The following is a 26,907-nucleotide window of genomic DNA, read 5'->3' as shown; positions in this document are numbered from 1 at the left end:
CGGTCGCGCAGCGCTTACCGGGGCTACGGGGCGAGTACGATCGCGTAGCCCGGATAAGGCGGTTACGCCGCTATCCGGGAGTCCAGCAGCAGGTCAAAGCGGTCAAAGCTTATCGAGCAGCTTCTTCACGTCTTTGCCATCCTGGCTATTCTTATTGCGTTCAACCCAATCGTTCAGGCGCTGCTTCGCCTCATCCTGCAGCTGCTTACGCAGAATCTGGTCAACCTGCAGGCTGTAGCTCAGCGCCTGCCATTTACCGTAGATTCGCAGCGGAATCGCCGTCTGCTTGAGTCGTTCGATCAGCTTACCCTCGCCTTTCCAGCCGCCAAGCACGCGGACGTTAAAGCGCATGTCGCACTCTTCTTTCAGCAGATTCAAGCCGCCCTGTCCGGTAAGCGCCATCAGCTCAGACTGCCCCTGCAGGCTCTTCAGCGTTACCTCGCCTTTATCCAGCAGCAGGTCGCTGCTCATGGAGTCGAGACGGGTGGCGTTATCGTAGTTCTCCTGCGCCTGCACGTTGGTGCTGCGCTCAACCGCCTGCTGTACCAGCTGCTGGAAGTTGAGCCCTTCGGTGCGGGTATTGCTCATTTGCAGATGCGCCTGCCCCTGCCAGCTGCGGCGGAAGTCGTCAGCATCAATACGCTGACCGGAAAAATCGCCGGCCAGCGAGAGCTTACCGGTGAGGTTCAACGAGTAGTTAAAGGCATTAAGGATGGTGGCAATCTCGACGTTATCGAGTTTTGGCTGGAAAGAAGCCTCAGCGGTATCCTTGCGCGCATCCAGCGTGCCTGGCAGAGAGATAAGCCCGCCGTCGAGCTCGCCCTGCAGCTGATTAATCGTCAGCAGCCCCTGCTGGTTAGTGATATCGCTCTTAACCTGGGTAAAGTTCATTCCCCGCCACTGCAGGCGATCGGCGGTCAACGCCATATGCGCGCTGAAGCCGCGCAGGCTATCGTAATCCTGCTGAATGTCGCTATCGGCAATCACCGGACGCATCTGCCGCGGCTGGCTTTGCCCCTGCTGGCTTGCCGCGCTATCGCCGGCGGTCTCGGTGTGCGTCAGCAGGCTGTCGAGGTTCAGCGTACTGGCGTGGAGATTAAGCTTCCAGTCGGCCTGCTCGCCCAGCACCACGCTGGCACTGCCGGAAATCGTGCTGCCGTTAGCCGTCAGATTCAGCTTATCAAAGCCGATCTTTTTCTGATCCTCAAGCCAGCTGGCCTGCAGGCTGCCCTGACCGCTAATGCCGTTAGCCGGCAGCTCGGCGCCGCGCAGCTGCCAGTTAAGCTGGGTAATTTCGGCCTGCAGGGAGTGCGGATAATCGCCGCCCTGCACCTCGGCGGAGAAGGAGAGCGCCAGGTCGCGCTGATCGCGATTGACCCGCCCGGAGAAATCGAGCGTCGCGTGATGATTTTGATCCTGATCCATCTGCAGACGGATATCGCGCACCGTCACCTGCTCGCCGCTTTCGTGCTGGAAGAACAGCACGCTGTCGACAACCTGCAGCTTCCGCACGTCATAGGACCAGCCGCTGTCTTCCGACACCTGCGGCAGCGTGTTGTCGTGCGGAACCACCGGCGCATTCAGATCGCGCACCGCTTCCGTTTTTGGCGTCAGCTGGATAACCGCGCCTTTAAGCATCACCTGCTTAACCTGCAGCTGGTGGGAAATCAGCGGCAGCAGCGCCACGTCGAGGCGCATATTGTCGGCGCGAACCACCGGTTCGGCCGCGCCGGGCGCCGTCAGCGTCATGCGCCCGGACAGGATGCTCAGCTGCGGCCAGACGTGCCAGCGCAGCGGGCCATCGAGTTTGAGCTGATAACCGCTACGCTCCGCCACCTTGTGCACCATATAGGCGCGAAAATCATTGGGATTGACCAGCAATACCAATGCGGTAAGCCCGGCGACAACTACCGCCAGTAAGATCATCAGCGTCGTCAGAATTCGTCTCATGGCACCCTCAGCAAGCCGCTTACGTTATCAATCCTTGTCGATTCGACTCGCCACCGCGCCCTGCTGGTCGCGATATTTGGCGTCTTCACGGCGGTTATAGGGACGGGCCGCCGGGCCGGACAGCGGTTCAAAACTCAGTGCGCCGATCGGCATCCCAGGACGCAGCGCCAGCGGCAGCTTGCCGGAGTTAAAGAACTCGAGCACGATGCAGCCCGACCAGCCCGGATCGATGCGGTGGGCGGTCACGTGAACCATCAGCCCCAGGCGCGCCAGCGACGAACGTCCGTCCAGCCAGCCCACCAGATCCGCAGGCAGAGTCACTGACTCAAAGGTAACCGCCAGCGCCAGCTCGCCCGGATGGAGATAGAACGCTTCACCTTCCGGCAGCACGATCTCTTCGCTCATCACGCGCTCCAGCGCCGCACTCACTTCCGCCTTCGGCCCGCTCAGGTCGATAAACGGCGCCGTGTGGCCGCGAAAGGTGCGGAACTTATTGCCCAGGCGGACATCGACGGTCGCACCATTAATGCGCTCAACGGGTGGACGCGGGCTGATGGATAGCCGGCCCTCATCCAACCAGGCTTCTATATCTCGGTCGCACAGACGCATGAGCTTTCTCCTTTAAGGCATCGCGCCCTCACACCTTCCGGGGATAAGGGCAATATGGGTTCTCTTTGCACGTTACACAATTCGTTAGTGTTATTCAAAGAACTGGCTGATCTTGGCCTTCAGAATGTCAATCGCAATGCGGTTCTTACCGCCGCGAGGCACGATGATGTCGGCATACTGCTTGGAAGGGTCAATAAACTGCAGGAACATCGGACGGACGGTTTTCTGATACTGCGCCATCACCGAATCCATCGAGCGCCCGCGTTCGTTAACGTCGCGCTTAATACGGCGCATCAGGCAGATATCCAGCGGCGTATCGACGAAAATGGAAAAGTTTAATTCATTGCGTAAACGCACGTCGGTCAGGAGTAAAATCCCCTCAAGGATAATCACTTTCTTCGGCTCAATATGAATTGTTTCCGGCATCCGCGTGTGCTCAACGTAGCTGTAAACCGGTAATTCAATCGGCTGGCCGCTTTTCAGCATCTGCAGGTGCTGAAACAGCAGGCTATGGTCCATGGAGCTGGGATGGTCATAGTTGGTTTTAACCCGCTCTTCCATCGACAAATGACCTTGATCTTTGTAATAGCTGTCTTCCGGAATAACGCCGATATGCTCGTCGCCAACCTGCTCGCGTAATTCGCGATAGAGCGTGCTGGCAATAAGACTTTTTCCCGAAGCCGATGCGCCGGCAATACCTATAATGACGCACTGATGAGACGTATCAGTCATAACTTTTTGCGACCTGATTAACCTGGATATATATACACATCATCCTGCGAACTGCCTCGGCGTTAGCTGCGTCGTGCACTTCGGTCGCTGGCTTTAGCCCGCTTCCGGGGGTTCACTTCCCCGCCGCCTTGACGCATCTCGAATGATTTTATGTACAGGAAGGGTGACGTTTTAGCGTCAAACGCGGCAATTATAGGGGCTTCAGCGCGGCGATACCAGCGCTAAGCGCCCCGTTAGGCTATTCCGCGACCGGGCTCCACCCTTCGGTGTACCAGATGTGCAACAGCGCATAGGATCGCCACGGCTGCCAGCGGCTGGCATAGCGAGCAATACGCGCCAGGGTCAGGGTGGGGAAGCGCTGCTTAATCAGATAATCATCGGCGAGGAAAATATCCTTCGCCTGCCAGCCGCGCAGGGCGAAATAGCTCGCGGTCCAGCGGCCAATGCCCGGCAGGGTTTGCAGCTGCTTCATCCCCGCCGCAATATCGTTCGGCGCCGTCAGCGGGAGCTCGCCGCTGATGGCCGCCTGCGCCAGATAAACCAGCGCTTCGGCGCGCCGCAGCGGCATGCCCAGCGCCTTCAGCGCCAGCGGGTCGGCCAGCGCCAGTTTCTGCGGCGACGGAAAAAGAAAATATCCCGGCGCCTGCGCCAGCGGCTCGCCGAAGGCCGCTACCACCTTCGCCGTCAGCCGGGCCGCCATCGCTACGCTAACCAGCTGCCCCAGCACCGCCCGCACCGCCTGCTCGAAGGGATCGAGGCAGCCGGGCAGGCGCAGACCCGGCCGTGGCCGCGCCAGCGGGCCCAGCACGAGCATAATCTCCTGCGGGTCGCAGGCGAGGTCAAACATGCGCGCCACGCGGCGCAGGCACTCATCCGCAACCGGCAGCAGTCCCTCGGAGAGCGTCACCCGCAGCCCCTGCGCGGCATCGTCCGGGGCGATCGTTATCAGCCCGCCGTGCCCCGCCAGGGAGAAGCTGCGGGTGTAGCGCCCTTCGCTAAAGGTTTCGATTCCCTGAACCGCGCGGGCGCCGAGAAAACCGAGTATCCACTCCCCGTCGTAGGGCGGGTGCCAGGGTAATAGCGTCATAGTTTCTCCTGATGAATTGCCTCAATGATAGCCGCTGTGCGGATGCCGCACCTTGCTTTTAAATTCCAGTTGTCGCCGTGGCGGCAATCCGCTAAAGTCGCCCCCCTTCTTCACTGGCATGGGGATTTTCAGGTCATGTTTATTGGTTTTGACTACGGAACCGCCAACTGTTCGGTTGCCGTAATGCGCGATAATACGCCGCAGCTGTTAACGCTGGAAAACGGCAGCAAGCTGCTGCCTTCAATGCTCTCTGCGCCGACCCGCGAAGCGGTCAGCGAGTGGCTCTACCGGCATCATAGCGTCCCGACCAACGGTGATGAAAATCAGGCGCTGCTGCGCCGCGCGATGAACTTTAACCGCGAGGAAGATATCGAGGTTCTCGATAGCAGCGTGCAGTTTGGTCTCGCCTCCCTGCACCAGTACGTCGATGACCCGGAGGAAGTGTACTTCGTCAAATCGCCGAAATCCTTCCTCGGCGCCAGCGGCCTGAAGCCGCAGCAGGTCGCGCTGTTTGAAGATCTGGTCTGCGCCATGATGGTCCATATTAAGCAACAGGCGCAAACCCAGCTGTCGGAGACCATCGACCAGGCGGTCATTGGTCGACCCATTAACTTCCAGGGGCTCGGCGGCAATGAGGCTAACGCCCAGGCGCAGGGGATCCTCGAACGCGCGGCGCAGCGTGCCGGGTTCCGCGACGTGGTGTTTCAGTTTGAGCCGGTTGCCGCGGGGCTCGATTTCGAAGCCACGCTCGGCGCGGAAAAGCGCGTGCTGGTTGTCGATATCGGCGGCGGTACGACCGACTGTTCGCTGCTGCTGATGGGCCCGGAATGGCGTCAGAAGGCCGATCGCCAGCAAAGCCTGCTGGGGCACAGCGGCTGTCGCGTCGGCGGGAACGATCTTGATATCGCCCTCGCCTTTAAATGCCTGATGCCGCTGCTCGGCATGGGCGGCGAAACCGAAAAAGGGATTGCCCTGCCGGTTCTGCCGTGGTGGAACGCGGTGGCGATTAACGACGTCCCGGCGCAGACCGATTTCTACAGCAGCGCCAACGGCAGGCTGCTCAACGATTTAGTCCGCGACGCCCGCGACGGCGAGAAGGTTGCGCTGCTGACCAAGGTGTGGCGCCAGCGCCTCGGCTATCGCCTGGTACGCGGTGCCGAGGAGAGCAAAATTGCCCTCTCCGCGCAGGATAGCGTCACCGCCGGGCTGCCGTTTATCAGCGCCGACCTGGCGACGGCCATCAGCCAGCAGGGGCTGGAAGCCGCGCTGAATCAGCCGCTGGCGCGGATCATGGAGCAGGTTCAGCTCGCGCTGGACAGCAGCAGCGAAACGCCGGACGTCATCTATCTGACCGGCGGTAGCGCCCGCTCCCCGCTGATTAAGAAAGCGCTGGCGGCCCATCTGCCGGGTATTCCCGTTGCCGGTGGCGATGACTTTGGCTCGGTCACCGCCGGTCTGGCCCGCTGGGCGCAGGTGGTCTTTAGCTAACCCCGCGACGGGCGGCCGTACCTTCGGCCGCCCCGTCGTCCGTCAATGTTGCAGGCAATAAACTCTCCTGCCGCCCGTATCGGCCAACTCGTCGGCAAATAAAACGATATTCTCAGCCCGCTCCGGGCGCCTGATATCACAAAATGCTCTCTCCCATCCTCTTTCATTCGTGATATACCCTAAGCCCGCGGCGCTGCTGCAAGGCTTTGGCCCGTTATGACCAACAGAAACGGCGAACTGAAATAAAGCTGGAATATTCTCTGTCGGGTCAGCAAAATGCTTTCGCGTCTGAACCTCTGCATTTTCCCCGGGATCCCGGCGGATTTACGCTGCCGGTTATTCACTGTCGCGCTATTTAAAATACCGTTAATAATGCCGCAAGGGGGCGTGATTGAATCGCGTGTGCGCTATTTTTGCTACGGCTAAGCCGGCAGCCTGGTTCAGGTGCCTTTTTTTAGTCTGCTGCGGCGTTTTGAGCTATTTCCAGACCCTGGCGCCGGCTCATGCTGAGACCTACCAGCTGGGAATTGATATTCCGGTCTTCTGGTTTGCCGACGCCGATGGCAGAATGACGGTGGATACCTTCGCTTCGCTGCCGGAGAGTGACCTGCAGCCGCTGCACAAAATCCCCTCCTTTGGCTACTCGCGCAAGGCCTGGTGGCTTAAGGCCACCCTGCCGGCCTCTTACTTCGCCGGCGAGCCGCGCTGGCTGCAGGTTGGCCCCTCTTTTGTCGACAACCTGACGGTATTCTATCGTCCGGCCGGCAGCGCTGCGCCCTGGATCCGCAAGACCTTCGGCGACCACGCCCCGGCCAGGGAGAGCGATATCGACTATCGCGAAAGCGTACTGATTTTTCCGCCGCCCCCGGGCCCTGCGGGCTACGAGGTGGTGTTCCATCTTCAGAGCACCAGCACCCTGATCCTGCTGGCGACCCTCTCCTCCCCCGAGGAGTTTGTACAGTCGGCCACCATCGATACCGCCTTCTGGAGCTTCTATTTCGGCCTCGCCATTATTGCCAGCGGCATTGCCCTGTGGCTGGCCATCGCGCTGCGCCGTCGCCTGCTGTGGGGGATCTGCCTCTTCTCCCTCAACTACCCGCTGGTTGCGGCGCTGCACGGCTATCCGGAGTGGCTATTCGGCCAGGCGGTGCTGCCCGTTCAGGACTACATGATAAGCTGCCTGTCGCTGCTCAGCTACGCCACCGCCCTGTGGCTGCACGCCGAAGTGTTCGACCTGAAGAAGAACATGCCCAGGCTTTATCGCCTGCTGCTGCTGGCGGTGGGGTTGAACGTCGTGCTCCAGCTGAGCATTCCGCTGGGCTTTTACGGCCTGGCGATGCAGATTGAGGCGGGGATATTCTTTATTGCCTCCCCGGTGCTGCTGACCACCTCCTGGATGCTGTGGAGGCGCAAAGCGATCGACTTAAATACGCTGCTCCTTGGCCTGCTGCCGCCGGTCTACGTCGCCTCGGCGGCGCTGGTATTGCTCTCGATACACGGCATTATTCCCTATCATCAAGCGATCTACTCCGCCTGGCAGTACGCGCTGATCGTCCATATCATCACCGTGCTGATCATCGCCGTGCTGCGGGTACGCGCGGAAAACCGCCGGCTGCTGCAGAAACAGCAGCTGGCGCGTGAGCTGCGCATCGAGCGCGAGGCCAGCTTTAACCAGCGCCAGTTTATGGGGATGGTGGCGCATGAGTTCAGAACGCCGCTGGCGATTATCCAGGCCGCGCTGGAAAACCTGCGCCTGTGCGCCGCAACCCTGGAGCAGGAGCCCCGGCTGGATCGCATGCAGCGGGCGACCACCCGCCTCGTGCAGCTCACCGATAACTGCCTGGCCGATGCCCGGCTCTCCTCTGAGGCGTTTTCCGTCGATAAACAGGACGCGGCGCTGCTGCCGGTGATCCAGATGGCGGCGACGGTGGTGGACCTCTCGCTGAAGCACAACCTCAGGATCAGGCTCGAGGGCCAGCTCGTGGCGCCCGATGCCCCCTCGCCGACGCTGTTTATTGATAGCGGGCTGCTGTGCGTTGCGCTGGCCAACCTGTTCGACAATTCGGTGAAGTATGCGCCCTGCGGCGAAATCAGCATCGATATCGCGCAAAAGGCGCGGCACGTCGAGATAAGGATCCGCGACATGGGCCCGGGCATTGCCGGCGAAGCGATCGAGCTGATTTTCGAGCGCTACCGACGCGGCGGAACCCACGGTGCGTCTCCGGCCGGTACCGGCCTCGGGCTGTACGTTGCCAGGCAAATAGTCCAGGCCCACGGCGGCGATTTATGGCTGGCGGCGAACACGCCGACCGGCTGCGAATTTGCGTTAACGCTTCCCCTGACAGAACAGCAGAAGGCCAGGTTATGACATTACGCGTGGCTATCATTGAAGATAGCGCTGATTTACTCGACGAACTGCAGGCTTTTCTCCGCCACCGCGGGTTTGCGGCCTGGGGCGTACGCAGCGCCGAGGCGTTCTGGCGGCAGCTGCACGCCGATCCGGTTGATATTGTATTAATCGATATCGGGCTACCGGGCGAAGATGGCTTCAGCGTGCTTGAGTATCTGCACCAGCTCGGCCAGTTTGGTCTGATCGTCATTACCGCCCGAGGCCACCAGCAGGACAAGCTGCAGGCGTTAAGCCTCGGCGCAGACTTCTACCTGATTAAACCGGTTAACTTTTCTGACCTTGCGGACACCATCCATGCGCTGGGCGCGCGGCTGAAGGAGCAACAGGCGGTGACGCCCGCGCCGCCGGCGCGAGTGGCCGACCCGGCGGTCTCCTCTCCGTGGACGCTGCAGGCCGAGCGGCTGGTGGCGCCGTCGGGGCTGATCCTTCCGCTGACGCAGCAGGAGTACCGGCTGATGGAGATCCTGATGCGCAACCGCAATGAAGTGTGCAGCAAGGTCGATCTGCATGCCTGGCTCTTCACCGACGAAGGGGAACCCGAGCTGCACCGCATCGACGTGGTCATCAGCCGGCTGCGGCATAAGGCGCGGCTGCACGGTATCAGCCTGCCTATCCGCGCCATTTTCGGCAAAGGCCTGGCGTTTCTTTCCTGAGTTCGATGGACAGGAGCGCCCCTTCCCGCGCCGTCGTCATTGCCGGTACGTTATTCATTTTTCTGTCGTTGTTATTTTTTCTCACTTTTTGAGAGAAATGAGAGAAATGAGACTGACGCCCCGATTAGGAATTTTCTTACACTGATTTTGCGCCATCAAGCGCGGGCTGCCGGTGTCTCCCCTTTAGCGAACGGTCTGACAGGCACAGTTCGTGATACCGGCCGCCAGGTAAATATAACGATAACGCCGCCCTGCCTGGCTTTGCCAGAGCATTAACCGCGGCGCAGCAGGCAGCGTAGAGCAATATTCACCCCTTTTTTTGTGCCATACACCGTTTAGAGCCTGCCCGACAGGCCCTTAAATAAAGGAAATTCATCATGAACATGCAAACGGGGTTCGCCCTGCTGCTGTGCGTATTTTGTCTGTGTATTTCGGTTTACTGCCTGGTGTCCTATCTGAAGGACCGTAAAAAACAAAAGATTCCGTTTACCTACGGGCGTAAAAAATAACGCCCAGCGGATTTCGGGCAACACGAAAAATAATGCGTCCAATAATAACCGGCAGCGGTAATAAGCCGATGCGCAGCTTTTTTCTGCAGCACACACAGCAACCATCGCCTACGCCGGAGGTCCGGTCGCGCAATGGCGTCACGTTGACTTATAAAGGAAGTCACGCCATGAAAACGATTAATATTGCGCTTAACACCCGCAGCGCCTTTATCCGCGATGCGTTAGTTTACATGGTGAATGAGCTCACCCGGGATCGCCCCGGCATCCGGGTGAACTTCTCCTCGCGCAGCGATACCCTGGCGCACGAGGACATCATTTTCGCCGACCTTCTGCCGGGGGAAATTCACCTGTGCAATACGCTGATAAAAAATCGCAAACCCGGCAGCTCGGTCATTATCCTGCATAGCTACGACGCCCTCCCGGAGCCGGCCGGCATCGTCAACTGCCTGAGAGACGTTATCTTTTTCGCTATCAAATCGGCCAGCGTGGCGCAGATGCGGGCAATTATCGAAAAGGTGCTCAAGAGCGCTGAAAATCCGCCGATTAAATTATTCAAGGACCCCGGGTTAATCTGCAACCACTGTCCGCACCAAACGCTATCGCGTTCGCAGGTCGCGGTCGCCCACGGTCTTATTCACGGGTTTGATATCGGTAAAATATCCGCCATCAATAAGGTGAGTATCAAAACGACCACCTACCATAAAAGTAAGATCATGGAAAAATACCGGCTTAATAACAACCATGACTTTTTTCAGTTTATGAATTTACTTAGAGAAAGAGGATAGCCCGCGTCATCGTCGGGGAATATTTGCGGCCCAGAGTCTAAATTTAGGAATTTATGGGGTTGCACAGGGAGGCAATTCCTAAAAAAAGCGCCGTGCGGAAAAATAGCTTCTCATGCTCGCCAGACAGCGGATAACATCAGCGCATCCCCGGTATAAAGACGCTTCACCGCGTGGTTATACAATAATAACAACGTATCTAGCGGGGAATTATTACTTCGTCACATCGCCCCTTGCGTGCCTGTTAGGGGCATCTTTTTATCTCGCCGCACCCGCGCGCCGGAAGAAATACGCGCTCCACCGGGAGCGCGTATGCCATCGTCAGGCCTGAACGCCCTGAGGCTCCGCTTCCGGCACCTCTTCCTGCAGCTGACCCTCATTTTTTGACAGCATCGCTGTCGCAATACCGTTGCCCAGCACGTTAATAGCGGAGCGCCCCATATCGAGGAAATGGTCGATCCCCATCAGCAGCAAAATCCCGGCGACCGGAATATTGAAGCTGGGGATCGTCGCGGCCAGCACCACCAGCGCCGAACGCGGCACCCCGGCAATCCCCTTCGAAGCCAGCATCAACGTCAGCATCATCACCGTAATTTCGCTGAAGCTGAGGTGGATGTTATACGCCTGAGCGATAAACAGGGAGGCAAAGGAGCAGTAGACCATCGAACCGACCAGGTTAAAGGAGTAGCCGATGGGCAAAACGAAGGAGACGATATTACGCGAGCAGCCGAAGCTGACCAGCCGCTCCAGCGTCTTCGGATAGGCCGCTTCCGAGCTGCTGGTGGTAAAGGCGACCAGCACCGGATCTTTCAGCATATTGAGCAGACGGAAGACCTCTTTTTTCAGCACCATATAGCCCACCGCCACCAGCACCGCGCTGGTGAGCAGTACCGCAACGTAGTAGCCGCCGATAAATGAGGCGTAGTTCAGCAGAATGCCCAGCCCCTGGGAGGCGATCACCGAGGAGATAGCGGCAAAAATCGCCAGCGGAGCCACGTACATCACGTAGCCGGTCACCTTGAGCATAATGTGGGAGACCACGTTCAGCGCGGCCACCAGCGGGGCGTTAAATTTCTCCCCCAGCGATGCCCCGGCGATACCAAAGAACATCGAGAAGACCACGATCTGCAGAATTTCGTTACTGGCCATCGCTTCGGTAATGCTGGTCGGAATGGTATGCGACAGGAACCCTTTCAGGCTCATCCCGCTGACCGCCAGCCCGGTATCCACGGACTCTTTGGGGATCGCCAGATTCAGGCCGTTGCCGGGATGCCAGAGGGTGACGATCACTAATCCCACCAGAATGGAGAGGACCGAGGAGGTGACAAACCACACCATCGCCTTACCGCCTACGCGACCGATAGTGGCGGTTTCGCCCAGCCGCATTATGCCGACGGTCAGGGTGCTGAAGACCAACGGTGCAATCACCATCTTGATCAGACGTAAAAACATATCGGTGAAGAGCGTGATGTTATCCGACCATGCCACGATGGCGGTCGGGGAGGCGTAGGCGTGAATTGCCGCGCCGGAAAGTATGCCCATCAGCATGAAGATAACGATGAAGAGCGTGAGTTTGTTTGCACTGGCCACTAAAATTACCCCTGATTTATGAACCCGTCGCGTTCAGTGCACATATATTTTTATTATCGAAGTGCACTAAAACATTCGCCGTATAAATTGAATAAAAGCCGCGTCAGTTACAACTCTTTTTTATTTTTTAAACTAAAAGTCGACAGGATGCTTGATGTGCATCAAGTGCTTAATCATGCAACTTCGCTGCATCTTCTTCGCACTTTGCCGCCGGGATGCCGCAAGAAGATGCGCCGACGGAGGGGAAGGTCAGCAGAGGCTGCGTCGATGCGCGCGGCGCAGCGGGTTGAGGAGGGAAAACGGCCGCCCGGCGGTGCCGGGAATGGTCTCTATCCAGACATATCTCAACAGTCTTTTCATAATTCCTCCATTTTTGCGGGGCGTTCCCTCACTAAACTAGTATCATTTCGCGAAACGTTTCAGGATGAGATAGCAAAATAATGAAAGGCAGTCACACACTTCGTTGGGCAACCGCCCTGGCGGTCGTCATCGTTGCCGGCGCCGCATACTGGTTTTGGCAGGGTCGTGATACGGCGGGTGAAGCGGCTCCGGCGGCGGCAGGACAAGGTGCGCCCGCTGCGGGCGGCCGTCACGGCCGCTTCGGCGCGCCCCTGGCACCGGTCCAGGCGGCTACGGCCACCAGCGAATCGGTGCCGCGCTATCTCAGCGGCCTCGGCACGGTCACCGCGGCCAATACGGTCACCGTGCGCAGCCGCGTCGACGGCCAGCTGCTGGCGATCCACTTCCAGGAAGGCCAGCAGGTAAAAGCCGGCGATCTGCTGGCGGAAATCGACCCCAGCCAGTTCAAAGTCGCGCTGGCGCAGGCCCAGGGCCAGCTAGCGAAAGATAAGGCGACCCTTGCCAACGCCAGGCGCGACCTCGCCCGCTATCAGCAGCTGGTCAAGAGCAACCTCGTTTCGCGTCAGGAGCTGGATACTCAGCAGTCGCTGGTCAGCGAAACCAACGGCACGATTAAAGCCGACGAAGCGGCGGTGGCCAGCGCCCAGCTGCAGCTCAACTGGAGCCGCATCGTCGCGCCCATCGACGGGCGCGTCGGCTTAAAGCAGGTAGATATCGGCAACCAGATCGCCAGCGGCGATACCACCGGCATTGTGGTATTAACGCAAACCCAGCCGATCGATTTAGTCTTCACGCTGCCGGAAAATGACATCGCGGCGGTGGTTCAGGCGCAGAAGGCGGGTAAAACCCTGCCGGTTGAGGCCTGGGACCGCACCAACAAGCAGAAAATCGCCAGCGGCGCGCTGCTCAGCCTGGATAACCAGATTGACGCCACCACCGGCACCATTAAGCTGAAAGCCCGCTTCAGCAACCAGGACGATGCGCTGTTCCCCAACCAGTTCGTTAACGCCCGCATGCTGGTGGATACCGAGCACAATGCGGTGGTGATCCCTGCCGCCGCCCTGCAGATGGGCAACGAGGGCCACTTCGTGTGGGTGCTGAACGCCGACAACAAGGTCAGCAAGCATACGGTGACGCCGGGTATTCAGGATAGCCTGAAGGTGGTCATTAGCGCCGGGCTTTCCGCCGGCGATCGCGTGGTCACCGACGGTATCGATCGCCTGACCGAAGGCGCGAAGGTTGAAGTCGTCGAGCCGCACAGCGCATCCGCCGCCGCGCCGGAAAAAGCCACCAGCCGCGAATACGGCAAAAAAGGAGCGCGCTCCTGATGCAAGTCCTACCGCCGAGCAGTACGGGCGGCCCTTCCCGTCTCTTTATCATGCGCCCGGTGGCCACCACGCTGCTGATGGTGGCTATTCTGCTGGCCGGGATTATCGGCTACCGCTTTCTGCCGGTCTCGGCGCTGCCGGAAGTGGATTATCCGACCATTCAGGTAATCACCCTCTACCCTGGCGCCAGCCCGGACGTGGTGACCTCCGCGATCACCGCGCCACTGGAGCGCCAGTTTGGCCAGATGTCCGGCCTCAAGCAGATGTCGTCTCAAAGCTCGGGCGGCGCCTCGGTGGTGACCCTGCAGTTCCAGCTGACGCTGCCGCTGGACGTCGCCGAGCAGGAGGTGCAGGCGGCGATTAACGCGGCCACCAACCTGCTTCCCTCAGACCTGCCTAATCCGCCGGTCTACAGCAAGGTGAACCCGGCCGATCCGCCGATTATGACCCTCGCGGTCACCTCTTCCGCCATTCCGATGACCCAGGTGGAAGATATGGTGGAAACCCGCGTGGCGCAGAAAATCTCCCAGGTCTCCGGCGTCGGTCTGGTGACCCTCGCCGGCGGCCAGCGTCCGGCGGTGCGCGTGAAGCTCAACGCGCAGGCGATTGCCGCCCTCGGATTGACCAGTGAAACCATCCGCACCGCGATCACCAGCGCCAACGTCAACTCGGCGAAAGGCAGCCTCGACGGCCCGTCGCGGGCGGTGACGCTCTCCGCGAACGACCAGATGCAGTCGGCGGAAGAGTATCGCCGGCTGATCGTCGCTTACCAGAACGGCGCGCCGATTCGCCTCGGCGACGTCGCCACTATCGAGCAGGGTGCGGAAAACAGCTGGCTCGGCGCGTGGGCGAACAACCAGCGGGCGATCGTCATGAACGTTCAGCGCCAGCCGGGAGCGAATATTATCGCCACCGCCGACAGCGTGCGCCAGATGCTGCCGCAGCTGACCGAAAGCCTGCCGAAATCGGTCAAGGTGCAGGTCCTTTCCGATCGCACCAACAACATTCGCGCCTCGGTGAGCGATACGCAGTTTGAGCTGATGCTGGCAATCGCCCTGGTGGTGATGATCATCTACCTGTTCCTGCGCAACGTCCCGGCGACCATTATCCCCGGCGTCGCCGTGCCGCTCTCGCTGGTGGGCACCTTTGCGGTGATGGTGTTTCTCGACTTCTCGATTAACAACCTGACGCTGATGGCCCTGACCATCGCCACCGGCTTCGTGGTCGATGACGCCATCGTGGTTATCGAAAACATCTCGCGCTATATAGAAAAGGGCGAAAAACCGCTGACCGCCGCGCTCAAGGGCGCCGGCGAGATCGGCTTTACCATCATATCGCTGACCTTCTCGCTGATCGCGGTGCTGATCCCGCTGCTGTTTATGGGCGATATCGTCGGCAGATTATTCCGCGAATTTGCCGTCACCCTGGCGGTGGCGATCCTGATCTCCGCCGTGGTGTCGCTAACCCTGACGCCGATGATGTGCGCGCGGATGCTGAGCCACGAATCGCTGCGCAAGCAAAACCGCTTCTCCCGCGCCAGCGAACGCTTCTTCGATCGAGTAATTGCCGCCTACGGCCGCCTGCTGAGCCGGGTACTGAACCACCCGTGGCTGACCCTCAGCGTGGCGCTGGGCACCCTGGCGCTGTCGATTATGCTGTGGGTGTTTATCCCGAAAGGCTTCTTCCCGATCCAGGACAACGGCATTATTCAGGGCACGCTGCAGGCCCCGCAGTCGGCCTCTTTTGCCAGCATGGCCCAGCGCCAGCAGCAGGTCTCGGCGCTGATCCTCAAGGACCCGGCCGTGGAGAGCCTGACGTCGTTCGTGGGCGTCGACGGCACCAACCCGGCGCTGAACAGCGCCCGGCTGCAGATCAACCTCAAGCCGCTGAGCGAGCGCGACGACCGCGTCCAGACGGTTATCTCTCGCCTGCAGCGCTCGGTGGACGGCATTCCGGGCATCGCGCTCTATTTGCAGCCCACCCAGGATTTGACCATCGATACCACCGTCAGTCGCACGCAGTACCAGTTCACGCTGCAGGCCAACTCGCTGGATGCGCTCAGCAACTGGGTTCCGCAGCTGCTGACCCGCCTGCAGGCGCTGCCGCAGCTCTCCGACGTCAGCAGCGACTGGCAGGATAAGGGCCTGGCGGCCTACATCAACGTCGACCGCGACAGCGCCAGCCGCCTTGGGATCAGCATGGCCGATGTCGACAATGCGCTGTACAACGCCTTTGGCCAGCGCCTGATCTCAACCATCTATACCCAGGCCAACCAGTATCGGGTAGTGCTGGAGCATGACACCCAGGCCACGCCGGGGCTCGCCGCGCTCGACGGCATTCGCCTCACCAGCAGCGATGGCGGCATCGTGCCGCTGAAGTCAATCGCCACCGTTGAGCAGCGCTTTGCCCCGCTGTCGATCAACCACCTCGACCAGTTCCCGGTGACCACCATCTCGTTTAACGTCCCGGACGGCTACTCCCTCGGCGATGCGGTGGAGGCGATTCAGACCGCCGAGAAGGCGCTGGAGTTCCCCACCGATATCCGCACCGAGTTCCAGGGCAGCACTCTTGCCTTCCAGTCGGCGCTGGGGAATACCGTCTGGCTGGTGGTCGCTGCGGTGGTGGCGATGTATATCGTCCTCGGCGTGCTGTATGAGAGCTTTATCCATCCGATCACCATTCTCTCAACCCTGCCGACCGCCGGCGTCGGCGCCCTGCTGGCCCTGTGGCTCGCCGGCAGCGAGCTGGACGTGATCGCCATTATCGGCATCATCCTGCTGATTGGTATCGTCAAGAAAAACGCCATCATGATGATCGACTTTGCCCTCGCCGCCGAGCGCGAACAGGGCATGCCGCCGCGCGAGGCCATTTATCAGGCCTGCCTGCTGCGTTTTCGCCCCATTCTGATGACCACCCTGGCGGCGCTGCTCGGCGCGCTGCCGCTGATGCTGAGCACCGGCGTCGGCGCGGAGCTGCGGCGTCCGCTGGGGATCGGCATGGTCGGGGGCCTGATGCTCAGCCAGGTGCTGACGCTGTTTACCACCCCGGTCATCTATCTGCTGTTCGACCGCCTGTCGCTGTACCTCAAAAGCCGCTTCCCACGGCGTGAGGAGGAGGCGTAAATGAAGTTTTTCGCTCTCTTCATTTACCGCCCGGTGGCGACGATTTTGATTTCGCTGGCCATCACCCTGTGCGGCATTCTCGGCTTCCGCCTGCTGCCGGTCGCCCCGCTGCCGCAGGTGGATTTCCCGGTAATCATGATCAGCGCCTCGCTGCCCGGCGCCTCGCCGGAAACCATGGCCTCGTCGGTGGCGACGCCGCTGGAGCGCTCCCTCGGGCGCATTGCCGGGGTCAATGAGATGACCTCCTCCAGCTCGCTGGGCAGCACGCGCATTATTATGGAGTTCAACTTCGACCGCGATATCAACGGCGCTGCCCGCGACGTGCAGGCGGCGATCAACGCCGCGCAAAGCCTGCTGCCCAGCGGCATGCCGAGCCGTCCAACCTATCGCAAGGCCAATCCGTCAGATTCGCCGATTATGATCCTGACGCTCACCTCGGATACCTACTCCCAGGGCGAGCTGTACGATTTTGCCTCCACCCAGCTGGCGCAAACGATCGCCCAGATTGACGGCGTCGGCGACGTTGACGTCGGCGGCAGCTCCCTGCCCGCGGTGCGCGTGGACCTCAATCCGCAGGCGCTGTTTAACCAGGGCGTGTCGCTGGACGCCGTGCGCACGGCGATTGATAACGCCAACGTGCGCAGGCCGCAGGGGGCGCTGGAGGACGGCAGCCATCGCTGGCAGATCCACACCAACGATGAGCTGAAAACCGCCGCGGAGTATCAGCCCGTCATCGTGCACTACAGCAACGGCGCGGCGGTGCGTCTCGGCGACGTTGCCAACATCAGCGATTCGGTACAGGACGTGCGCAACGCCGGGATGACCAATGCCAAACCGGCAATTCTGCTGATGATCCGCAAGCTGCCGGAAGCCAATATCATCCAGACGGTGGACAGCATTCGCGCGCGCCTGCCGGATCTGCAAAAAACCATCCCGGCGGCGATCGATCTGCAAATCGCCCAGGACCGCTCCCCGACGATCCGCGCCTCGCTGGAGGAGGTCGAGCAGACGCTGGTGATTTCGGTGGCGCTGGTGATCCTCGTGGTGTTCCTGTTCCTGCGTTCCGGCAGAGCCACGCTGATCCCGGCGGTGGCGGTACCGGTGTCGCTGATAGGCACCTTTGCCGCCATGTACCTCTGCGATTTTAGCCTCAACAACCTGTCGCTGATGGCGCTGACCATCGCCACCGGCTTCGTGGTGGATGACGCTATCGTGGTGCTGGAGAATATCTCCCGCCACCTTGAGGCGGGGATGAAGCCGCTGCAGGCGGCGCTGCAGGGAAGCCGGGAGGTGGGCTTTACGGTGCTGTCGATGAGCCTGTCGCTGGTGGCGGTCTTTTTACCGCTGCTGCTGATGGGCGGCCTGCCGGGGCGTCTGCTGCGCGAGTTCGCGGTCACCCTGTCGGTGGCGATTGGTATATCGCTGGCGGTGTCATTAACCCTGACGCCGATGATGTGCGGCTGGCTGCTGAAGAGCGGCAAGCCGCACGAGCCTACGCGCAACCGCGGCTTTGGCCGCCTACTGGTGGCCGTCCAGGGCGGCTACGGCAAATCGCTGAAGTGGGTGCTGAGGCACAGCAGAATGACCGGCCTCGTCCTGCTGGGCACGATTGCCCTTAGCATCTGGCTCTATATCTCGATTCCGAAAACCTTCTTCCCGGAGCAGGATACCGGCGTGCTGATGGGCGGCATTCAGGCGGACCAGAGCATCTCCTTCCAGGCGATGCGCGGCAAGCTGCAGGACTTTATGAAAATCATTCGGGAAGACCCGGCGGTGGATAACGTTACCGGGTTCACCGGCGGCTCGCGGGTCAACAGCGGGATGATGTTTATCACCCTTAAATCCCGCGACCAGCGCCACGAAACGGCGCAGCAGATCATTGACCGGCTGCGGAAAAAGCTGGCGAAGGAGCCGGGGGCGAACCTGTTCCTGATGGCGGTGCAGGATATCCGCGTCGGCGGACGCCAGTCCAACGCCAGCTACCAGTACACCCTGCTGTCGGACGACCTGGCGGCGCTGCGTGAGTGGGAGCCCAAAATTCGCAAAGCGCTGGCGGCGCTGCCCGAGCTGGCTGACGTCAACTCTGACCAGCAGGACAACGGCGCGGAGATGGACCTGCTCTACGATCGCGATACCATGTCGCGCCTCGGTATCAGCGTGCAGGACGCCAACAGCCTGCTCAACAACGCCTTCGGCCAGCGGCAGATCTCCACCATCTACCAGCCCCTCAACCAGTACAAGGTGGTGATGGAGGTGGACCCGGTCTATACCCAGGACGTCAGCGCGCTGGATAAGATGTTTGTTATCAACAGCGAAGGCAAACCGATCCCGCTCTCCTACTTCGCCAAATGGCAGCCGGCTAACGCCCCGCTGTCGGTGAACCATCAGGGACTTTCGGCGGCTTCCACCATCTCCTTTAACCTGCCTACCGGTAAATCCCTGTCGGAGGCCAGCGAGGCCATCAACCGTGCCATGACCCAGCTCGGGGTGCCCTCCAGCGTGCGCGGCTCGTTTGCCGGAACCGCGCAGGTTTTCCAGCAGACCATGAATTCGCAGATCGTGTTGATTCTGGCGGCGATTGCAACGGTCTATATCGTGCTGGGGATCCTCTACGAAAGCTACGTGCATCCGCTGACAATCCTCTCCACCCTCCCCTCGGCGGGAGTCGGGGCGCTGCTGGCGCTGGAGCTGTTCGGCGCGCCGTTCAGCCTCATCGCGCTGATCGGAATTATGCTATTAATTGGAATAGTGAAGAAAAACGCCATCATGATGGTCGACTTCGCGCTGGAGGCGCAGCGTAACGGCAACCTGCCGCCGGAAGAGGCCATTTTCCAGGCCTGCCTGCTGCGTTTTCGCCCGATTATGATGACCACCCTCGCGGCGCTGTTCGGCGCGCTGCCGCTGGTGCTATCCGGCGGCGACGGCTCGGAGCTGCGCCAGCCGCTGGGAATTACCATCGTCGGCGGCCTGGTGGTGAGCCAGCTGCTGACGCTGTACACCACGCCGGTGGTGTATCTGTTCTTCGATCGTCTGCGGCTGCGTTTTTCCCGAAAAGCCCGGCAACCGGTAAGCGAATAACATGACCGATCTCCCGTCCAGCGTACGCTGGCAGCTATGGATAGTGGCATTCGGCTTCTTTATGCAGTCGCTGGATACCACTATCGTTAATACCGCCCTCCCCTCGATGGCCAAAAGCCTCGGGGAGAGCCCGCTGCATATGCATATGGTTATCGTCTCCTACGTGCTGACGGTGGCGATTATGCTGCCCGCCAGCGGCTGGCTGGCGGACCGGGTGGGGGTGCGCAATATCTTTTTCAGCGCCATTATCCTCTTTACCCTCGGATCGCTGTTTTGCGCCCAGGCCAATACCCTCGACCAGCTGGTGCTGGCCCGGGTGCTGCAGGGCGTCGGCGGCGCCATGATGGTGCCGGTTGGCCGCCTGACGGTGATGAAAATCGTCCCCCGCTCGCAGTATATGGCGGCGATGACCTTCGTCACCCTTCCCGGCCAGGTCGGGCCGCTGCTGGGCCCGGCGCTCGGCGGCGTGCTGGTGGAATATGCCTCCTGGCACTGGATCTTTTTAATCAATATTCCGGTCGGCATTATTGGCGCTATCGCCACGCTCTCGCTGATGCCGAACTACACCCTGCAGACGCGGCGCTTTGACATGCTCGGTTTTATCCTGCTCGCCGCCGGCATGGCGACGCTGACCCTCGCCCTTGACGGCAAAAAGGGCCTCGGCATCTCTCCGCCGCTGCTGGCGGCGCTGGTGGCCATCGGCATCGCCTCCATTGGGCTCTATCTGTGGCACGCGCGGGGCAACGACGGGGCGCTGTTCAGCCTCGACCTGTTCCGCAACTGCACCTTCTCCCTCGGGCTCGGCGGCAGCTTTGCCGGGCGCATCGGCAGCGGCATGCTGCCGTTTATGACCCCGGTATTCCTGCAGATTGGCCTCGGCTTCACGCCGTTCCACGCCGGCCTGATGATGATCCCGATGGTGCTCGGCAGCATGGGCATGAAGCGCATCGTGGTGCAGGTGGTGAACCGCTTTGGCTACCGCCGGGTGCTGACCGTCGCCACCCTCGGCCTCGCGCTGGTTAGCCTGCTGTTTATGGCCGTCGCGCTGGCGGGCTGGTACTGGCTGCTGCCGGTAGTGCTGTTTTTACAGGGCATGATCAACTCCAGCCGCTTCTCGTCAATGAATACCCTGACGCTGAAGGATTTGCCGGACCCGTTGGCCAGCAGCGGCAACAGCATGCTGTCGATGGTGATGCAGCTGGCGATGAGCATTGGCGTGACCATCGCCGGCATGCTGCTGGGGATGTTCGGCCAGCAGCACCTCAGCGCCGATGCGGCGACCGCGCATCAGGTCTTTCTCTACACCTATCTGAGCATGGCGGTCATTATTGCGCTGCCGGCGCTTATTTTTTCCCGCGTGCCGGATGACATCGAAGGCAATACCGTCATCGCCCGCCGCAAAAGGAGTGAACCGTGAAGTTTTGGCGTCCCGGCATTACCGGCAAACTGTTTCTCGCCATCTTCGCCACCTGTATCGTGCTGCTGATTAGCATGCACTGGGCGGTGCGGATCAGCTTTGAGCGCGGATTTATCGACTACATTAAGCGCGGCAACGAGCAGCGGCTGACGATGCTCGGCGACGCCCTCAGCGAGCAGTACGCCCAGCACGGCAGCTGGAAGTTCCTGCGCAACAACGACCGCTTTATTTTCCAGCTGCTGCGCACCTTTGAGCGCGACAACGACGACCGCTCCCCCGCTGGCCACGGCCAGGGGCCCGGGCCTGACGGAGCGCGCGGGCCAGGCCCCGGCTCGGACCGCGGCCCGCCGCCGGATGACGGGCCGCGCGGTCCCGGGCCGGATATTCCGCCGCACGGCTGGCGGACGATGTTCTGGGTGGTGGATCAGAATGGCCGGGTGCTGGTCGGCCCGCGCGAGCCGGTGCCCGAAGACGGCACCCGCCGCGAGATCCTCGTTGACGGCGCCGCGGTGGGGGCGGTCATCGCCTCGCCGGTAGAGCGCTTAACCCGCAATACCGATATCAACTTCGATCGTCAGCAGAAGCGCACCAGCTGGCTGATTGTGGCCCTGGCGACCATCCTCGCGGCGCTGGCCACCTTCCCGCTGGCGCGCGGCCTGCTGGCGCCGGTCAAGCGGCTGGTAGAGGGCACCCATCGCCTCGCGGCGGGGGATTTCTCCACCCGCGTCACCGCCAGCGGCGGCGACGAGCTTGGCCGCCTGGCGCAGGACTTTAACCAGCTCGCCAGCACCCTTGAGCGCAACCAGCAGATGCGCCGCGACCTGATGGCGGACATTTCCCACGAGCTGCGCACGCCGCTGGCGGTTCTGCGCGGCGAGCTGGAGGCGATTCAGGACGGAGTGCGCAAATTCACCCCGGACTCTATTCCCTCCCTGCAGGCGGAGGTCGCTACCCTCACCAAGCTGGTTGACGATCTGCACCAGCTGTCGATGTCGGACGAGGGCGCGCTGGCCTATCAGAAAACCTCCGTGGATATCATCAACCTGCTGGAAGTCGCGGCGGGAGCCTTCCGCGAGCGCTTCGCCAGCCGCGGGCTGGAGATCGGCGTATCGCTGCCGGAAAGCGCGATGATTTTCGGCGACGGCGATCGCCTGATGCAGCTTTTCAACAACCTGCTGGAAAACAGCCTTCGCTACACCGACAGCGGCGGCAAGCTGCTGATTAGCGCCGCGCAAAGCGGTCGGATGCTGATCGTCGACTTCGCCGATAGCGCCCCTGGCGTCAGCGACGCCCAGCTGGAGCGCCTCTGTGAACGCTTCTACCGCGCGGAAGGTTCGCGCAATCGCGCCAGCGGCGGCTCCGGCCTCGGGCTGGCTATCTGCGTGAATATCGTCGCCGCCCACGGCGGCACCTTACGGGCCGGCCATTCGCCTTTTGGCGGGGTTAGCATTAAAGTAGAGTTACCTCTGGAACGCGATTTACCGAGAGACGTATGACTGAATTACCTGTTGATGAAAACACGCCGCGTATTCTTATCGTGGAAGATGAACCCAAACTCGGCCAGCTGCTGATCGACTATCTGCTTGCCGCAGGCTACGCGCCGACGCTGATTAACCACGGCGATCGGGTGCTGCCCTACGTTCGCCAGACGCCGCCGCACCTGATCCTGCTGGATCTGATGCTGCCGGGCACCGACGGCCTGACGCTGTGCCGCGAAATTCGCCGTTTCTCCGACGTTCCGGTGGTGATGGTGACGGCCAAAATTGAGGAGATCGACCGCCTGCTGGGGCTGGAGATCGGTGCCGACGACTATATCTGCAAGCCCTACAGCCCGCGCGAAGTCGTGGCGAGGGTGAAAACCATCCTCCGCCGCTGCCGGCCGCGCCCGGAGCTGCAGGCGCTGGATGCCGACAGCCCGCTGATCGTCGATGAAGGGCGCTTTCAGGCCTCGTGGCGCGACAAGCTGCTGGACCTCACCCCCGCGGAGTTTCGCCTGCTGAAAACGCTCTCCCAGGAGCCGGGCAAAGTGTTCTCGCGCGAGCAGCTGCTGAATCATCTCTACGATGATTATCGCGTAGTCACCGACCGCACCATCGACAGCCATATTAAAAACCTGCGCCGCAAGCTGGAGTCGCTGGACGCCGAGCAGTCGTTTATCCGCGCCGTCTACGGCGTCGGCTACCGCTGGGAGGCGGACGCCTGCCGGCTGGCATAGGCCGGGGCTAGCGCCATTACCCGCCTTCTGGCGGGTATTTTTTTACGCTTACAGCGCCTCCGCCGTTATGCCCTCTATAGCGCCTGAACCATCCGACCGGCGCAGGCGGCGGGAAAGGGTTTACCTGCCTGCCCCACGGCGCTACAATGCCCGCCCTTAATGTGGGGACACTCCCCAACTCGCCCACCAGCTGCGGCGAATCTGACCTGTCATCAGAACGAGAAAATCATGTTTAAACCGGAACTCCTTTCCCCGGCGGGAACGCTGAAAAATATGCGTTACGCTTTCGCCTACGGCGCAGATGCCGTTTATGCTGGCCAGCCGCGCTACTCTCTGCGCGTGCGCAACAACGAATTCAACCACGAAAACCTGCAGCTCGGCATCAACGAAGCCCATGCGCTGGGGAAAAAGTTCTACGTGGTGGTGAATATCGCGCCGCATAACGCCAAGCTGAAGACCTTTATTCGCGATCTGCAGCCGGTAGTGGAAATGGGGCCGGATGCGCTGATCATGTCCGATCCGGGCCTAATCATGCTGGTACGGGAAAACTTCCCCGAGATGCAGATCCACCTCTCGGTCCAGGCCAACGCCGTCAACTGGGCAACGGTAAAATTCTGGCAGCAGATGGGGCTCAGCCGGGTCATTCTCTCGCGCGAGCTGTCGCTGGAAGAGATTGCCGAAATTCGCAGCCAGGTGCCGGAGATGGAGCTCGAGATTTTCGTTCACGGCGCGCTGTGCATGGCCTACTCCGGCCGCTGCCTGCTCTCCGGCTATATCAACAAACGCGACCCGAACCAGGGCACCTGCACCAACGCCTGCCGCTGGGAATATAACGTCCAGGAAGGCAAGCAGGACGACGTCGGCAATATCGTCCACAAGCATGAGCCGATCCCGGTACAGAACGTTGAGCCCACTCTTGGAATTGGTGAGCCGACCGATCGGGTATTTATGATTGAAGAAGCCAAGCGTCCGGGCGAATATATGACCGCCTTCGAAGACGAGCACGGCACCTACATCATGAACTCGAAGGATCTGCGCGCCATCGCTCACGTTGAGCGCCTGAGCAAGATGGGCGTGCATTCGCTGAAAATCGAAGGCCGCACCAAGTCCTTCTACTACTGCGCCCGTACCGCGCAGGTCTACCGCAAGGCGATCGACGACGCTGCCGCTGGCAAACCGTTCGACGAAAGCCTGCTGGAAACCCTCGAAGGGCTGGCCCACCGCGGCTATACCGAAGGCTTCCTGCGTCGCCATACCCACGATGACTATCAGAACTACGAGTACGGCTACTCGCTGTCAGAGCGCCAGCAGTTTGTCGGGGAGTTTACCGGCGAACGTAACGGCCAGCTGGCGGCGGTGGCGGTGAAGAACAAATTCACCCTCGGCGACAGCCTTGAGCTGATGACGCCGCAGGGCAACGTCAACTTCACCCTCGAGCATATGGAAAATGCCAAAGGCGAAGTGATGCCGGTCGCCCCCGGCGACGGCTACACGGTCTGGCTGCCGGTACCGGAAGATATGGTGCTGCAGTACGCCCTGCTGATGCGCAACTTCACCGGCCAGAGCACCCGAAACCCGCACGGCAACTAGTTTATCAGGGTTATTTTTTCAGGATGCACGGATATTAGAAACGGATCACATACCGTTTCGCTTAAAGTCGTTATCATCCATTTCGCTGAAAAACATAACCCATAAATGCTAGCTGTACCAGGAACCACCTCCTTAGCCTGCGTAATCTCCCTTACGCGGGCTTATTTTTTTAATCCCGCCGCCCGCGCGCTATCCCCACGATTTTTCGCGTAAAATTTTCATCGCCGCCAACCTGAGATACACTGTCTGCATCTTGTGCAATGAGGCAACCATCATGTCAACGTTTCCGTCCAGCTTACTGATCCTGAATGGCAAAGGCGCTAATGAGCCGCAGCTGCGCGAAGCGATAACGCTGTTACGCGACGAAGGCGTCGATATCCACGTCCGCGTCACCTGGGAAAAAGGCGACGCCGAGCGCTTCGTCGATGAGGCCGAACGGCTTAACGTCGGCACGGTGATTGCCGGCGGCGGCGACGGCACCATCAATGAAGTCGCCACCGCGCTGGTGCAGAGTGGCAGCAAGGCGGCGCTGGGGATCATCCCCCTCGGCACCGCCAACGACTTCGCCACCAGCGTCGGCATCCCACAGGATCTTGCCAGCGCACTCAAGCTGGCGATCGTCGGGCGCGATATCGCGATTGACGTCGCGCGGGTCAACGATAAAACCGGCTTTATCAATATGGCCACCGGCGGCTTCGGCACCCGGATCACCACCGAAACGCCGGAAAAACTCAAGGCCGCGCTGGGCGGCGTCTCCTACCTGATCCACGGCCTGATGCGCATGGATACCCTCAAGCCCGACCGCTGTGAAATTCGCGGGGAAAACTTCTCCTGGCAAGGGGACGCGCTGGTGATCGGCATCGGCAACGGACGTCAGGCCGGCGGCGGCCAGCAGCTGTGCCCGCAAGCGTTAATCAACGACGGGCTGCTGCATCTGCGCATCTTTACCGGCCAGGAGCTGCTGCCGGCGCTGTTCAGCACGCTGGCCAATCCCGACAACTCCCCTAACCTGGTGGACGGCGTGTCGTCGTGGTTTGAAATTACCGCCGCCCACGAGATGACCTTTAACCTCGACGGCGAGCCGCTGAGCGGCAAAACCTTCCGCATGGAAATTCTGCCCGGCGCCCTGCGCTGCCGGCTGCCGCCGGACTGCGCGCTGCTGAAATAATCCCCGACGCCCGGCGGCGACAGGTCGCCGGGCGTCATTCAGTACGCGGCCACCTCCCGCGCCAACTCCCGGGTATACTGCCGGCTGGCATTGACCAGCATTTGCGTGTAGGCCGCCTGCGCCTCGCCGTTGACCAACGCATCCACCGTCAGGGTTTCGAGGATCTGCCCGTGCTGCATCACCGCCACCTTATGACAGAGATGGGCAATCACCCCAAGGTCGTGGGTAACCATTAAATAGGTGAGCTTCGCCTCCCGCTGCAGCTCCGCCAGCAGGTTGAGGATCTCGGCCTGCACCGAAACGTCCAGCGCCGAGGTGGGCTCATCCAGCAGCAGCACCTGAGGTTCGAGGATCAGCGCCCGGGCGATCGCCACCCGCTGGCGCTGGCCGCCGGAAAGCTGGTGCGGATAGCGGTCGCGAAAGGCGCGATTTAGCCCCACCCTGTCCAGCAGCGTATTGACCCGCCGATCGCGATCGCCGATACCGTGGATCTGCAGCGGCTCCTCAAGAATATCGCCCACGGTATGCCGCGGGTGCAGCGAGCCGTAGGGATCCTGAAAGACCATTTGCACCTGGCGACAGCGCTGGCGACTGATTTTATGCTCCAGCGCGCGGCCGTCGATCGCCAGCGCCCCCTGCCAGTGGGTGAACAGCCCGGCCAGGCACTTCAGCACCGTGGTTTTGCCGGAGCCGGACTCCCCCACCAGGCCGTAGATCTCGCCGGAACGGACGTGAAAACTCACGTCATGCAGGACCTGGCTACGCTTGCTGCCCTCGCCAAAGGCGAGGTTGAGGTTTTGTACGTCAATCATCAGGCTC

Annotated in this window: 19 protein-coding genes; 13 read left to right on the top strand and 6 right to left on the bottom strand. The window is 60.9% G+C overall.

The genetic code is table 11. The annotated features are described in order from the left end of the window. Positions 1-102: 102 nt before the first annotated feature. The 4 genes from asmA to alkA form a co-directional block, all read right to left on the bottom strand. Entirely contained in the window at positions 103-1,950 is a 1,848-nt protein-coding gene (gene asmA, locus RTE01_RS06185) for an outer membrane assembly protein AsmA (protein ID WP_134527028.1), read from the bottom strand. Between the two features lie 27 nt (positions 1,951-1,977). Then, positions 1,978-2,559 carry a dCTP deaminase gene (gene dcd, locus RTE01_RS06180; protein ID WP_041146396.1) on the bottom strand — a complete coding sequence of 194 codons (582 nt, stop codon included), beginning with the start codon at positions 2,557-2,559 and terminating at the stop codon, positions 1,978-1,980. A gap of 90 nt (positions 2,560-2,649) precedes the next feature. Then, complete coding sequence (udk, locus tag RTE01_RS06175; RefSeq protein ID WP_041146397.1) at positions 2,650-3,291, bottom strand: uridine kinase; 642 nt, start codon at positions 3,289-3,291, stop codon at positions 2,650-2,652. 238 nt (positions 3,292-3,529) lie between these two features. Beyond that, the gene (gene alkA / locus RTE01_RS06170; protein WP_134527031.1) at positions 3,530-4,378 is read right to left on the bottom strand and encodes a DNA-3-methyladenine glycosylase 2; all 849 of its coding nucleotides are present in this window, start codon (positions 4,376-4,378) and stop codon (positions 3,530-3,532) included. 135 nt (positions 4,379-4,513) lie between these two features. Here alkA and yegD point away from each other — a divergent pair, with 135 nt between their 5' ends. From yegD to RTE01_RS06145, 5 genes are all read left to right on the top strand, one after another. Further along, complete coding sequence (yegD, locus tag RTE01_RS06165; protein ID WP_041146399.1) at positions 4,514-5,866, top strand: molecular chaperone; 1,353 nt, start codon at positions 4,514-4,516, stop codon at positions 5,864-5,866. A gap of 472 nt (positions 5,867-6,338) precedes the next feature. Further along, positions 6,339-8,234 carry a sensor histidine kinase gene (locus RTE01_RS06160; RefSeq protein ID WP_255313508.1) on the top strand — a complete coding sequence of 632 codons (1,896 nt, stop codon included), beginning with the start codon at positions 6,339-6,341 and terminating at the stop codon, positions 8,232-8,234. Next, positions 8,231-8,929, top strand: coding sequence for a response regulator transcription factor (locus RTE01_RS06155; RefSeq protein ID WP_041146400.1), 699 nt, complete (start codon positions 8,231-8,233; stop codon positions 8,927-8,929). The genes RTE01_RS06160 and RTE01_RS06155 overlap by 4 nt, the downstream gene beginning before the upstream one ends. 377 nt (positions 8,930-9,306) lie before the next feature. Continuing rightward, positions 9,307-9,438: a small membrane protein gene (locus tag RTE01_RS06150; RefSeq protein WP_141334811.1), complete on the top strand. Its 132-nt coding sequence runs from the start codon at positions 9,307-9,309 to the stop codon at positions 9,436-9,438. A gap of 167 nt (positions 9,439-9,605) precedes the next feature. Continuing rightward, the gene (locus RTE01_RS06145) at positions 9,606-10,223 is read left to right on the top strand and encodes a response regulator transcription factor (RefSeq protein ID WP_041146401.1); all 618 of its coding nucleotides are present in this window, start codon (positions 9,606-9,608) and stop codon (positions 10,221-10,223) included. Between the two features lie 318 nt (positions 10,224-10,541). Here the strand turns inward: RTE01_RS06145 and RTE01_RS06140 are convergent, their stop codons facing one another. Next, positions 10,542-11,810 carry a dicarboxylate/amino acid:cation symporter gene (locus RTE01_RS06140; protein ID WP_041146402.1) on the bottom strand — a complete coding sequence of 423 codons (1,269 nt, stop codon included), beginning with the start codon at positions 11,808-11,810 and terminating at the stop codon, positions 10,542-10,544. A 440-nt stretch (positions 11,811-12,250) separates the two neighbouring features. Here RTE01_RS06140 and RTE01_RS06135 point away from each other — a divergent pair, with 440 nt between their 5' ends. The 8 genes from RTE01_RS06135 to yegS all read left to right on the top strand — a co-directional run bounded on the left by RTE01_RS06135 (position 12,251) and on the right by yegS (position 26,088). Beyond that, on the top strand, positions 12,251-13,498 hold the full coding sequence (locus tag RTE01_RS06135) for an MdtA/MuxA family multidrug efflux RND transporter periplasmic adaptor subunit (protein WP_141334806.1): 1,248 nt from the start codon (positions 12,251-12,253) through the stop codon (positions 13,496-13,498). Then, positions 13,498-16,620: an MdtB/MuxB family multidrug efflux RND transporter permease subunit gene (locus tag RTE01_RS06130; protein WP_134527034.1), complete on the top strand. Its 3,123-nt coding sequence runs from the start codon at positions 13,498-13,500 to the stop codon at positions 16,618-16,620. Before RTE01_RS06135 ends, RTE01_RS06130 begins: the two co-directional genes overlap by 1 nt. Continuing rightward, positions 16,621-19,698, top strand: a complete 3,078-nt coding sequence (mdtC, locus tag RTE01_RS06125) for a multidrug efflux RND transporter permease subunit MdtC (protein ID WP_141334804.1) — start codon at positions 16,621-16,623, stop codon at positions 19,696-19,698. A gap of 1 nt (position 19,699) precedes the next feature. Further along, the gene (mdtD, locus tag RTE01_RS06120) at positions 19,700-21,115 is read left to right on the top strand and encodes an MFS transporter (protein ID WP_134527037.1); all 1,416 of its coding nucleotides are present in this window, start codon (positions 19,700-19,702) and stop codon (positions 21,113-21,115) included. Further along, the gene (gene baeS, locus RTE01_RS06115; RefSeq protein WP_041146408.1) at positions 21,112-22,611 is read left to right on the top strand and encodes an envelope stress sensor histidine kinase BaeS; all 1,500 of its coding nucleotides are present in this window, start codon (positions 21,112-21,114) and stop codon (positions 22,609-22,611) included. The genes mdtD and baeS overlap by 4 nt, the downstream gene beginning before the upstream one ends. Continuing rightward, complete coding sequence (gene baeR / locus RTE01_RS06110) at positions 22,608-23,330, top strand: envelope stress response regulator BaeR (protein ID WP_045855766.1); 723 nt, start codon at positions 22,608-22,610, stop codon at positions 23,328-23,330. The genes baeS and baeR overlap by 4 nt, the downstream gene beginning before the upstream one ends. A 228-nt stretch (positions 23,331-23,558) precedes the next feature. Continuing rightward, on the top strand, positions 23,559-24,920 hold the full coding sequence (gene trhP / locus RTE01_RS06105) for a prephenate-dependent tRNA uridine(34) hydroxylase TrhP (RefSeq protein WP_041146410.1): 1,362 nt from the start codon (positions 23,559-23,561) through the stop codon (positions 24,918-24,920). 274 nt (positions 24,921-25,194) lie between these two features. Next, complete coding sequence (yegS, locus tag RTE01_RS06100; RefSeq protein WP_041146411.1) at positions 25,195-26,088, top strand: lipid kinase YegS; 894 nt, start codon at positions 25,195-25,197, stop codon at positions 26,086-26,088. A 38-nt stretch (positions 26,089-26,126) separates the two neighbouring features. On the opposite strand, the gene RTE01_RS06095 is transcribed toward yegS, so the two are convergent. Next, the gene (locus tag RTE01_RS06095; protein WP_134527040.1) at positions 26,127-26,900 is read right to left on the bottom strand and encodes an ABC transporter ATP-binding protein; all 774 of its coding nucleotides are present in this window, start codon (positions 26,898-26,900) and stop codon (positions 26,127-26,129) included. Positions 26,901-26,907: the final 7 nt, after the last annotated feature.

Source organism: Klebsiella terrigena, from assembly GCF_006539725.1.
Classification (GTDB): Bacteria; Pseudomonadota; Gammaproteobacteria; order Enterobacterales; family Enterobacteriaceae; genus Klebsiella; species Klebsiella terrigena.
Note: the sequence above shows the minus strand (reverse complement) of the source record. Positions and strands in the feature narration are given on the sequence as shown.

What these genes read in the sequence shown, in the direction of transcription:
- asmA (WP_134527028.1), bottom strand. Translation starts at nt 1,950, where the DNA reads ATGAGACGAATTCTGACGACGCTGATGATCTTACTGGCGGTAGTTGTC.
- dcd (WP_041146396.1), bottom strand. Translation starts at nt 2,559, where the DNA reads ATGCGTCTGTGCGACCGAGATATAGAAGCCTGGTTGGATGAGGGCCGG.
- udk (WP_041146397.1), bottom strand. Translation starts at nt 3,291, where the DNA reads ATGACTGATACGTCTCATCAGTGCGTCATTATAGGTATTGCCGGCGCA.
- alkA (WP_134527031.1), bottom strand. Translation starts at nt 4,378, where the DNA reads ATGACGCTATTACCCTGGCACCCGCCCTACGACGGGGAGTGGATACTC.
- yegD (WP_041146399.1), top strand. Translation starts at nt 4,514, where the DNA reads ATGTTTATTGGTTTTGACTACGGAACCGCCAACTGTTCGGTTGCCGTA.
- RTE01_RS06155 (WP_041146400.1), top strand. Translation starts at nt 8,231, where the DNA reads ATGACATTACGCGTGGCTATCATTGAAGATAGCGCTGATTTACTCGAC.
- RTE01_RS06150 (WP_141334811.1), top strand. Translation starts at nt 9,307, where the DNA reads ATGAACATGCAAACGGGGTTCGCCCTGCTGCTGTGCGTATTTTGTCTG.
- RTE01_RS06145 (WP_041146401.1), top strand. Translation starts at nt 9,606, where the DNA reads ATGAAAACGATTAATATTGCGCTTAACACCCGCAGCGCCTTTATCCGC.
- RTE01_RS06135 (WP_141334806.1), top strand. Translation starts at nt 12,251, where the DNA reads ATGAAAGGCAGTCACACACTTCGTTGGGCAACCGCCCTGGCGGTCGTC.
- RTE01_RS06130 (WP_134527034.1), top strand. Translation starts at nt 13,498, where the DNA reads ATGCAAGTCCTACCGCCGAGCAGTACGGGCGGCCCTTCCCGTCTCTTT.
- mdtC (WP_141334804.1), top strand. Translation starts at nt 16,621, where the DNA reads ATGAAGTTTTTCGCTCTCTTCATTTACCGCCCGGTGGCGACGATTTTG.
- mdtD (WP_134527037.1), top strand. Translation starts at nt 19,700, where the DNA reads ATGACCGATCTCCCGTCCAGCGTACGCTGGCAGCTATGGATAGTGGCA.
- baeR (WP_045855766.1), top strand. Translation starts at nt 22,608, where the DNA reads ATGACTGAATTACCTGTTGATGAAAACACGCCGCGTATTCTTATCGTG.
- trhP (WP_041146410.1), top strand. Translation starts at nt 23,559, where the DNA reads ATGTTTAAACCGGAACTCCTTTCCCCGGCGGGAACGCTGAAAAATATG.
- yegS (WP_041146411.1), top strand. Translation starts at nt 25,195, where the DNA reads ATGTCAACGTTTCCGTCCAGCTTACTGATCCTGAATGGCAAAGGCGCT.
- RTE01_RS06095 (WP_134527040.1), bottom strand. Translation starts at nt 26,900, where the DNA reads ATGATTGACGTACAAAACCTCAACCTCGCCTTTGGCGAGGGCAGCAAG.